Genomic DNA, 9,773 nt, shown 5'->3' with positions numbered 1-9,773 from the left:
GCGCAGCGTCAGGGCACGGGCGTGAGCAGCGGCAAGCCGGCAAAGTGGGCTTGCAGATTGTCCAGCACCAGCTGGCCCATGGCGTGCCGCGTTTCCACGGTCAGGCTGCCCACGTGCGGCGTGAGCACCACGTTCGGCAAGGCGCGCAAGGCGGCTGGCACGCGCGGTTCGTCCGCAAACACGTCGAGGCCGGCCGCGCCCAGGCGGCCATCCTGCAAGGCGGCGATCAGCGCGTCTTCGTCGATCAGGGCGCCGCGGGCGATATTGATCAAGGTGCCTTGCGGGCCGAGCGCGTCGAGCACGCTGCGCTCGACGATCTTGCGCGTGGCCGGCGTGCCCGGCGCGCAGACGATCAGATAGTCGCTTTCCTGAGCCAGGGCCAGCAGCGATGCGGCGCGTGGCGCGCTCGCGCCGGGAATGGCGCGCGGCTGGAAGTAGCGCACCTTGACGCCAAAGGCGGCCAGGCGCAGCGCGATGGCTTGCCCGATCTGGCCGAAACCGAAGATGCCGGCCGTCTTGCCGCGCAGGCTGGATGCGGGGACGATGGCTTCGCGGCGCTCCCAAGCCCCGTCGCGCACGAAACGGTCGAGCGCCACGATATGCCGCGCGCTGGCCAGCAGCAAGGCCAGCGCCACGTCGGCCACGTCATCGGTCAGCACGTTCGGCGTGGTGGTGACGGCGATGCCCCGTTCGCGCGCCACGTCCAGCGCCACGCCGTCGAGGCCGACGCCATTGACGGCGACGATTTCCAGCTTCGGCAACAAGGCCATGTCGGCGGCGTTCAAGCCCAGCGCACCCGTCGTGACGACCCCGCGGATGGCCGAAGCGCGCTGGGCCAGCCAGGCGTGGCGCTCGTCCGCCGGCACTTGCCAGGCGTGGTGGCAGGTGTAGTGCTGCTCCAGCTGCGCGTTGACGGCAGCCGAAGGGCTGGGAGCGAGGATGAGGAGTTCGGGGAGCATGGGCGTCCAGGTTGGTGTCGACAGGATTAGCAGACGCAACTTAGCATATTTGGGAACCGGCCGGGGCTGAGCGCCCCGTATGCCGTGAAAACCGTGTACTGCGCGGAAACGTTAGCCCGGGCAAGGCACGCGTTTGACCTTGCCGCCCGTCCTGGCCGGGTCGGCGCCCGAGCCTGGATTCTCGGCCATGCCAAAGCACGTGGCGCCGCCGGCGCTGACGACGCGCGTGGCGGGCCGGCCGTCGGCCGTCAGGTAGTCCTCCACGCGGATGACGGGGCCGCCGCGCCAGGCGGAGGCGACCAGTTTCTGGAAGGTGCTTTCGCTTTTGAGGTCGGCAGCGGCCAGCCACGGCTGGTCTTGCCTGCGTTCGCCGCGCAGGGCCTTGTCAGCGGCGCCCGCCGCCAGCCGGGCGCGCGTGAGCAAGTCGGCCGTGGCAGGCGCCGTGGCTGGCGCGGCGGGAAATTCCTCGGCCGGTACGGTGATCGCTTCGGCCGCCACGGGCGGCGGCGCGAAGAAGACGGGCGGCGCGGCGGGCGGCGCAACGGCCCGCGCGCGCGGCGCAGGAACCGGCATGGGCATCGGCAAGGCCATCGGCGGCGTCTGCGGCAGCGCACGGGGCGGCAGCAAGGTCATGAACGCCACTTCCGTGTATTGCTTGAGTTGCCGCGCCGGCAAGAGCAGGAAATACAGGCCCAGCACGTGCATGGCCAGGATCAGCGCGACGGCGGCGCCTTTCAGGCTCAAGCCGTCCCGTATGCGCATGCGCATGGAAGCGGACGGTAAATGGCGAAGCAATGGCATGCGGTGTCCTGTGGGCGCGGGGCGCGATGGCCTATTCTAGCGAAACTTGGATTTGCGCATTAATAAATCCGCAAGGTATCGCCTGGCGCGCCTTTTTCCCCCAGATTCCAGCACCCTGGCTTGCCCGGTGTTGTACGAATGGCGACTTTCTTGCTCGCTTTCTCACACTTTCCCACGCGCTGCGCTGTGCTGGAATATAATGATAATCATTCTCATTAATATCCAGATAACTCCATGCGCACCTTCCACCTCGTCCCTACCCCGTTCGCCCTGGCCGCCTTCCTGCTGGCCAGCGCCGCCGCCCACGCCCAAGCCACCACCACCGCGCCGGCCGGCGACGCGCAAACCATGCCCACGGTAGTCGTCAATGCCTCGGCCGATGCGTCGGCGGAAGGCCTGTCGAAGGCGTATGCGGGTGGCCAGGTGGCGCGCGGCGGGCGCATGGGTATCCTCGGTGCCGTGGACATGATGGACTCGCCGTTCGGCAGCACCAGTTACACGCAGCAATTCATTGCCGATCAGCAAGCGCGCAGCGTGGGCGACTTGCTGCAGAGCGATCCGGCCGTGCGCATGTCGCGTGGCTATGGCAATTTCCAGGAAGTGTATGTGATCCGCGGCTTCGCCCTCGATTCCGACGACGTGGCGTACAACGGCCTGTACGGCGTGTTGCCCCGTCAATATGTATCGCCGGAATTGCTCGAGCGCGTGGAAGTGTTCCGTGGCGCCAGCGCCTTCCTGAATGGCGCGGCGCCGGGCGGCAGCGGCATCGGCGGCGCCATCAACCTGATGCCCAAGCGCGCCGGCAATGCGCCACTGACGGAATTGACGGTGGGCGTGGAATCGGGCGGCCACGCCTATGCAGCCATCGACGTGGCGCGCCGCTTTGGCGAGCGCCAGGAATTCGGCGTGCGCGTCAACGCCGCCAAGCGCCAGGGCGAGACCGGCATCCAGCGCGAAGACCACGACGTGGGCATGTTCTCGGTCGGCCTCGACTACCGCGGCAGCGGCTACCGCCTGTCGGCCGACGCCGGTTACCAGAATTTCGACCTGACATCGCCGCGCCCGTCCGTCGGCATTGGCAGCGTGGCCGTGCTGCCATCCGCACCCGATGCGTCGAAGAACTTTGCCCAGCCGTGGAGCTATTCCAAGGAGCACGATGTGTTCGGCACGGCGCGCGCCGAAGTGGACCTGGCCAAGGATGTCGTGGCCTGGGCCGCATTTGGCTCCCGCTCGACCAAGGAAGCCAACAGCCTGGCCGAACCGACGTTGACTTCGATCAATGGCGACGCCACGGTGTCGCGCTTCGACAATGCCCGCAAGCAAGAAATCCGCACGGGCGAACTGGGCATTCGCGGCAAGCTCGTTACGGGCGCCGTCAAGCACACCCTGGTGGCCAGCTGGTCCGGGCACTGGAATGAAGCGAAGAACGCGTTTGCGATCGGCGACAAGTTTGCCACCAACATTTACGCCCCGGTCGACGTGACGGCGCCGCCGGCGCCCTACACGGGCGGCATCATGAGCGACCCGCGCATCACCCAGAAAACCATCCTCAACAGCTACGCCCTGGCCGACACCATGGCCTTCCTCGACGACAAGCTGCTGCTGACCGTGGGTGTGCGCCGCCAGCAGATCAAGGATGCCGCTTACGACTACAACACCTCGGCGCCGCAAGGCAAGGCCTATGACGAGAGCGCCACGACGCCCGTGGCGGGCATCGTCTTCAAGGCCAGCAAGGACGTGTCGCTGTACGCCAACTACATCGAGGCGCTGGTCAAGGGGCCGACGGCCACGGGAACGTATCTGGAAAACGGCCAGCAGGTCAATGTCGAGAACATGGGCGAGGTGTTTGCGCCGTATAAATCGAAGCAAAAGGAAATCGGCGTCAAGTATGACGGCGGCAAGCTGGGCATGAGCGCGGCCCTGTTCACGACAAGCAAGCCTTTGCTGGCCGTGCTCGGCAAGCGGGCCGAACTTGATGGCGAGCAACGCAACCGCGGCCTGGAATTGTCGATTTTCGGCACGCCGATGCAGGGCGTGCGCCTGCTGGGCGGCTTGACCTGGCTCGATGCAAAGCTCAGCAATACCGGCGTGGCCGCCAACAATGGCAAGAAACCCATCGGCGCACCGGAAACGCAGATGAGCGTGGGCGGCGAATGGGACGTGCCCGGCGCGCCAGGCCTGACCCTGAACGCCCGCACCATCTACACCTCGACGCAATACGCGGACCTGGCCAACACCCGGCAACTGCCATCGTGGACCCGCCTCGACATCGGCGCGCGCTACCTGACGCAAGTGGCGGGCCGTGACGTGACCTTGCGCGCCCGCGTGGACAACGCGACGGACCGCAATTACTGGTCGTCAGCCGTGTCGTCCTTCAATATCGGCTCGCTGGTGCTGGCCGCGCCGCGCACCGTGGTCGTGTCGGCCAGCGTGGCGTTTTAACGACCACGCGCCTGTCGCACGATGAAAAGCTGCCTTCGGGCAGCTTTTTTATGTGTGTGCGCCTGTGCCGCAAGGCGCGCTTCGGCGACAATGCCGACATGAAACGACTCCCTGCCCTGCTGCTGTTGCTTTGCCTGTCCCTGCCGGCCCTTGCCCAAAAACAAGCCGCCTGCCCGTACGCCGCCTGGAAAAGCGGCTTCAAGGGCGATGCGCTGGCGCAAGCCACGTGTTTGCTGCGTCCCGTCAAGCTGTATGCGCGCTTGGGGGACAGCGCGCCGCTGCCGGACTTTCTGGCCGCCCGCATCGGCCAGCGCGCGGGTATCGCGCCGGCCCGCCTGCGCGCCTGGCTGGCGGAACAGGGCATCGCCGAGGCGGACGTGGGCGGCGCCGTCGACGCGCCCCTGTCGCGCGCCGTGGGCCGGCTGGCCGCGCCGATGGCGCGCTATTTCGTCATCCACGACACCAGCTACCCGAATTTCTTGTTAGAAACCATTCCCGACCACATCAACGACGCCAGCTGGGATTTCAACGACTTCAGCTTGCGCAATCCGGCGCTGGGCGGCGGTCCGAAAGGCCATGTCTACGTGAACCGCCTGGGCGGTTCCTTGCAGGTGCGCGATTTCAGCATGGCCAGCTTTGCCAGCAAGCTGGAAAAGGACAAGCCTTCGCTGACGGGCCTGTTCCTGCACGTGGAACTGGTGCAGCCGCGCAACTCCGTGCCCGGCGGCGGCAAGGGCAACGATGGCCTGGCGCCCGATCCCGGCTTTACGCCGGCGCAATACGACCGCCTGGCCCTGCTGTATATCGCCGCCAGCGTGCGCAAGGGAACGTGGCTGATTCCCGCCTTCCACGCCGTGCTCGATACAGGGTTTGCGAATGGTCATGATGACCCACAGAACTTTTCGCTGAGCGAGTGGTCAGCCTCGCTTTCCCGCCTGTATGCGGCCTTGCGCCAGGCCGATACTGGACAATAAAGCGTTTCCCCGCCGGCTGATTAGGCGCATACTATTGCAAGCATAGTCACTGCGGTCAGGGAGGCCAGGTGAGCATCAGCACGGATCAGCACGTGGGTCGCCAGGCCGGCGCGCACCAGCCATTGCAGCGCGCGCAGCGCATCTTCGCCATGCGCGACGCCGTCCTCGAGGCTTGGGAACAGCGCGTGCGCGCCAGCGTGCGCGGCGCAGACCAGCTGCTCACGCCCATACTCATCAATACCTTGCCGGCCTTTTTCGACAACCTGGCCGAAGCCCTCACCCCCGGCCACCCGCGCGACAACGCCGCCAGCAACAGCAACGTGCCCGCCGTGCATGGCAACGAACGGGCGCGCATGACCAATTACGGCCCGGAACAGGTGATCCAGGAGTACCAGATCTTCCGCGACTGCTTCGCCGCCACTGCGCATGAGTCCGGCATCACCCTGCGCAGCAAGGATTGGCAAGTGATCAACAAGTCGATCGACGTGGGCATCCGCGAATCGATACGCGAATTTACCAGCATGCATGAAAGCTTCCGGCGCCGCGTCGCGGCCGGCCTGTCGCACGACATGCGCAATCCCTTGGCCGTCATCAGCACGAGCGCCCAGCTGTTGTTCAGGCCAACCGACCCGGAGCGGGTAGTATTGCTGGCGCACAAGATTGTCGAGCACAGCAAGCGGCTCGACAGCATGATCGAGGAATTGCTCGATGGCCTCAGCTACCACCAGGGCCAGCAACTGCCGCTGGTGCTGAGCCAATTCGACGTGCTGCCGCTGGTACACGCCGTGGCCGGCCAGGTCAACTTGCAGCGGCCGGACAAATGCCGGGTCAGCGGGCAAGCGGTCACCGGCTGGTGGTGCGAGAACTCGCTGCGGCGGGCGCTGGAAAACCTGCTCGGCAATGCCCTCAAGTATGGCGACGACACGCCCATCAGCGTGCACGTGGAAGCGGTCCACGAACGCCTGATCGTCACCGTCCACAATGGCGGCCAGGCCATCGCGCCGGAACAGGCCGCCCGCATCTTCGACTACTTGCGCCGCGAAAACGACAACCCCGCGCCAGGCTGGGGCATCGGCCTGCCCTTCGTGCAAAGCGTGGCCGAAAGCCACGGCGGCAGCATCGCCGTCGACAGCGCGTCCGAAACGGGCACCAGCTTCATCTTCGACGTGCCCGTCGATTGCCGCCCCTTCGTCCCGTCCGCCGACGTCCCCAAGAGTGGCGCCTAGCGCACCGAGTTGGTGCAAGGAATGGCGTGACGCCACAAAAGTGGTCATATTTACACCTGTTCACGTCCGCCCTGTTGGCACGCTTCCTGCTGAGCTATACCCAGACACGGCTCAAGGGAAATCACAACATGGCAAATTTTTTCAATGAAATGACTGCAAATGAAGTGGGTACGGACAGCAAGGTACGTGAACACTATCGTGAATTCAGCAATTGGCTGGAACAGCAATCGCCCGAGACCATCGCCCGCAAGCGGGCCGAAGCCGACCTCACGTTCCGCCGGGTCGGCATCACGTTCGCCGTGTATGGCGACGATGCCGGCACGGAACGCCTGATTCCGTTCGACACCATCCCCCGCATCATCCCCGCCGCCGAATGGGCGCAGATGCAGACGGGCCTGGTGCAGCGCGTGCAAGCCTTGAACATGTTCATCCATGATATTTATCATGAACAAAACATCATCAAGGCGGGCATTATTCCCGCCGAGCAAATCTACAAGAATGCCCAGTACCGCCCGGAAATGCAGGGTATATCCGTCGCTTCCGACATCTACGCCCACATCGCGGGCGTCGATATCGTGCGCGCCGGCCAGGGCGAATTCTATGTACTGGAAGACAATTTGCGCGTGCCCTCCGGCGTGTCCTACATGCTGGAAGACCGCAAGATGATGATGCGGCTGTTCCCGGAACTGTTCGCCCGCAACCGCATCGCCCCCGTCGACCATTATCCGGACATGCTGCTCGACAACCTGCGTTCCGTCGCGCCCATGGGCGTGGACGACCCGACCGTCGTCGTCATGACGCCCGGCATGTACAACTCCGCCTACTTCGAACACGCCTTCCTGGCCCAACAAATGGGCGTGGAACTGGTCGAAGGCAAGGATTTGTTTGTCAACGATAATTCCGTGTACATGCGCACGACGCGGGGCCCGAAGAGGGTCGACGTCATCTACCGCCGCGTGGACGACGACTTCCTCGACCCGCTGGCCTTCCGCTCGGACTCGTCGCTGGGCGTGCCGGGCCTGCTGTCCGTGTACCGCGCGGGACGCGTGACCCTGGCGAACGCCATCGGCACGGGCGTGGCCGACGACAAGTCGATCTATCCTTTTGTGCCCGACATGATCAAGTTTTACTTGTCGCAGGAACCGATATTGAACAACGTGCCCACGTACCAATGCCGCAAACCGGCCGATTTGTCCTACGTGCTGGCGAATTTGCCCAAACTCGTGGTGAAGGAAGTGCATGGCGCGGGCGGCTACGGCATGCTGGTGGGGCCGGCGTCCAGCCTGGCGCAACTCGAGGATTTCCGCCAGCGCCTGCTGGCCAATCCGGGCGGCTACATTGCCCAGCCGACACTTGCCCTGTCCGCCTGCCCCACGTATGTCGAGGCCGGCATTGCGCCGCGCCACATCGATTTGCGCCCGTTCGTGCTGTCCGGCAAGACAATTTCCATGGTGCCGGGCGGCCTGACCCGCGTGGCCCTCGGCGAAGGCTCGCTGGTGGTCAATTCCTCGCAAGGGGGCGGCACCAAGGATACCTGGGTATTGGAAGCCACATCCGCTTTTGCAGGAGAAAAAACATGCTGAGCCGCACCGCCGATCATTTGTTCTGGATGGCCCGCTACACGGAGCGGGCGGAAAACACGGCGCGCATGCTGGACGTCAACATGCAGACGTCGATGCTGCCCCAGTCGGAGCAGGACGCGGAACAGGGCTGGCGCGCCACCCTGGGTATTTCCGAGCTACAAAGCGCCTACGACCATAAATATGGCCGCTTCCACACGCGCGACGTGCTCGACTTCATGGTGCGCGACCCGAACAATCCGTCTTCCATCCTCGCCTGCCTGACGGGCGCGCGCGAAAACGCCCGCGCCGTACGGGGCACCCTGACGACGGAAGTGTGGGAAATCCAGAACGCCACCTGGCTCGACATGCAAAAGCGCCTGAAGAGCAATCTGCTGGAAACCGACCCCAGCCAGTTCTTCGAATGGGTCAAGTACCGCTCGCATTTGTCGCGCGGCGTGACCCTGGGCACCATGCTCAAGGATGAAGCCATCCACTTCATCCGCCTGGGCACCTTCCTGGAGCGGGCCGACAACACGGCGCGCATCCTCGACGTGAAGTTCCACGGCGCGCGCGACACGTCGAAAGACATCACCCAGCGCGACTTTTACTACTGGGCGGCCCTGCTGCGCTCCGTTTCCGGCTTCGAAATCTACCGCAAGGTGTACCGCGACGTGATCACCCCGGCACGGGTGGCGGAATTGCTGATGCTGCGCGGCGACATGCCCAGGTCGCTCTTGGCCTGCATGGATGACGTGGTGGAAAATCTCAAGCATATCCGCAACGACGTGTCGGCCGATACGGAGCGTTTCGCCGGCAAACTGCATGCGGAGCTGAAATTCGGCCATATCGACGACATCATGAAGGCGGGCCTGCACCATACATTGACGGAATTTCTGGAAAACATCTATGACCTGGGCAACCGGGTCAGCCGCGACTTCCTCGTTCCCTTGGCGGCCTGATGCAGCTCACCATCCGCCACGAAACCCATTACGCCTATAGTGCGCCGCTGGCCTACACCATCCAGCAGCTGCACCTGACGCCGCGTATCGAGCCGCAGCAGCGCGCCCTGTCCTGGCATATCTCCACGCCGGGCCAGTGCCACGCCTACACGGATGCCTACGGCAATCTGTCGCACATGCTGACGATTAACGGCAGCCATCAGTCGCTGAGCCTGGTGGCGCACGGCGTGGTGGAAACCATCTACCCGCACAAGGGACGGCTGAACCTGGTCGATACCCTGTCGCCGCTATTGTTTACCATGCCGACGCCGCTGACCCAGGCCAACCCCGCCATCCTCGAACTAACGGCCGCCAGCCTGCCGGACCGCCGCGTGACGGCCGGCACGGGCCATTTGCTGCGCCTGGCCGAGCACATCGTCGGCAAGGTGGCGTATGAAAGCGGCGCCACCATGGTCACCACCACGGCCGGCGACGCCCTGGCCCTGGGGCGCGGCGTGTGCCAGGACCACGCCCATTTGTTCCTGGCGTGCTGCCACGCCTGGGGCATCCCTGCCCGTTATGTGTCCGGCTATATCGATCCGGGCACGACGGGCCACGCGGCCAGCCATGCCTGGGTCGACGCGTGGACGGAAGACACGGATTTCGCGGGCTGGGTCAGCATCGACGTCACGCATGCGCGGCTGATGACGGATGCGTATTGCCGCCTGGCCATCGGACGCGACTACGATTCGGCCGCGCCCGTGCGGGGCGTGCGCCAGGGTGGCGGCACGGAAACATTACGAGTCGATGTGCAGATCGTGCCCGTGTAAACGGGCAGGAATGAGGCTGGCCGGGCCTTGCAGGCGGTAGG

General features: G+C 64.9%; 8 protein-coding genes. 6 read left to right on the top strand and 2 right to left on the bottom strand.

The genetic code is table 11. The annotated features are described in order from the left end of the window. Positions 1-8: 8 nt before the first annotated feature. The gene (locus O3300_RS02590; RefSeq protein WP_305051918.1) at positions 9-959 is read right to left on the bottom strand and encodes a 2-hydroxyacid dehydrogenase; all 951 of its coding nucleotides are present in this window, start codon (positions 957-959) and stop codon (positions 9-11) included. Positions 960-1,070: 111 nt separating this feature from the next. Continuing rightward, entirely contained in the window at positions 1,071-1,760 is a 690-nt protein-coding gene (locus O3300_RS02585) for a hypothetical protein (protein WP_305051917.1), read from the bottom strand. A gap of 234 nt (positions 1,761-1,994) precedes the next feature. Here O3300_RS02585 and O3300_RS02580 point away from each other — a divergent pair, with 234 nt between their 5' ends. From O3300_RS02580 to O3300_RS02555, 6 genes are all read left to right on the top strand, one after another. Then, on the top strand, positions 1,995-4,202 hold the full coding sequence (locus O3300_RS02580; RefSeq protein ID WP_305051916.1) for a TonB-dependent siderophore receptor: 2,208 nt from the start codon (positions 1,995-1,997) through the stop codon (positions 4,200-4,202). 98 nt (positions 4,203-4,300) lie between these two features. Next, on the top strand, positions 4,301-5,176 hold the full coding sequence (locus O3300_RS02575) for a hypothetical protein (RefSeq protein WP_305051915.1): 876 nt from the start codon (positions 4,301-4,303) through the stop codon (positions 5,174-5,176). A 68-nt stretch (positions 5,177-5,244) separates the two neighbouring features. Then, positions 5,245-6,402, top strand: a complete 1,158-nt coding sequence (locus tag O3300_RS02570; RefSeq protein WP_305051914.1) for a sensor histidine kinase KdpD — start codon at positions 5,245-5,247, stop codon at positions 6,400-6,402. 128 nt (positions 6,403-6,530) lie between these two features. Then, positions 6,531-7,985 (top strand): circularly permuted type 2 ATP-grasp protein, encoded by a 1,455-nt coding sequence (locus O3300_RS02565; protein WP_305051913.1) that lies wholly within the window; start codon positions 6,531-6,533, stop codon positions 7,983-7,985. Next, positions 7,979-8,923, top strand: a complete 945-nt coding sequence (locus O3300_RS02560; RefSeq protein ID WP_034787425.1) for an alpha-E domain-containing protein — start codon at positions 7,979-7,981, stop codon at positions 8,921-8,923. The genes O3300_RS02565 and O3300_RS02560 overlap by 7 nt, the downstream gene beginning before the upstream one ends. Then, on the top strand, positions 8,923-9,732 hold the full coding sequence (locus O3300_RS02555; protein ID WP_305051912.1) for a transglutaminase family protein: 810 nt from the start codon (positions 8,923-8,925) through the stop codon (positions 9,730-9,732). Before O3300_RS02560 ends, O3300_RS02555 begins: the two co-directional genes overlap by 1 nt. Positions 9,733-9,773 lie beyond the last annotated feature (41 nt).

The sequence above is a fragment of the Janthinobacterium sp. SUN206 genome, assembly GCF_030587305.1.
Classification (GTDB): Bacteria; Pseudomonadota; Gammaproteobacteria; order Burkholderiales; family Burkholderiaceae_D; genus Janthinobacterium; species Janthinobacterium kumbetense.
This window is presented reverse-complemented; position numbering and strand designations above follow the sequence as displayed.

Excerpts from the sequence above, each read along its gene's own strand:
- O3300_RS02560 (WP_034787425.1), top strand. The coding sequence starts at position 7,979 with ATGCTGAGCCGCACCGCCGATCATTTGTTCTGGATGGCCCGCTACACG.
- O3300_RS02565 (WP_305051913.1), top strand. The coding sequence starts at position 6,531 with ATGGCAAATTTTTTCAATGAAATGACTGCAAATGAAGTGGGTACGGAC.
- O3300_RS02580 (WP_305051916.1), top strand. The coding sequence starts at position 1,995 with ATGCGCACCTTCCACCTCGTCCCTACCCCGTTCGCCCTGGCCGCCTTC.
- O3300_RS02585 (WP_305051917.1), bottom strand. The coding sequence starts at position 1,760 with ATGCCATTGCTTCGCCATTTACCGTCCGCTTCCATGCGCATGCGCATA.
- O3300_RS02590 (WP_305051918.1), bottom strand. The coding sequence starts at position 959 with ATGCTCCCCGAACTCCTCATCCTCGCTCCCAGCCCTTCGGCTGCCGTC.
- O3300_RS02575 (WP_305051915.1), top strand. The coding sequence starts at position 4,301 with ATGAAACGACTCCCTGCCCTGCTGCTGTTGCTTTGCCTGTCCCTGCCG.
- O3300_RS02555 (WP_305051912.1), top strand. The coding sequence starts at position 8,923 with ATGCAGCTCACCATCCGCCACGAAACCCATTACGCCTATAGTGCGCCG.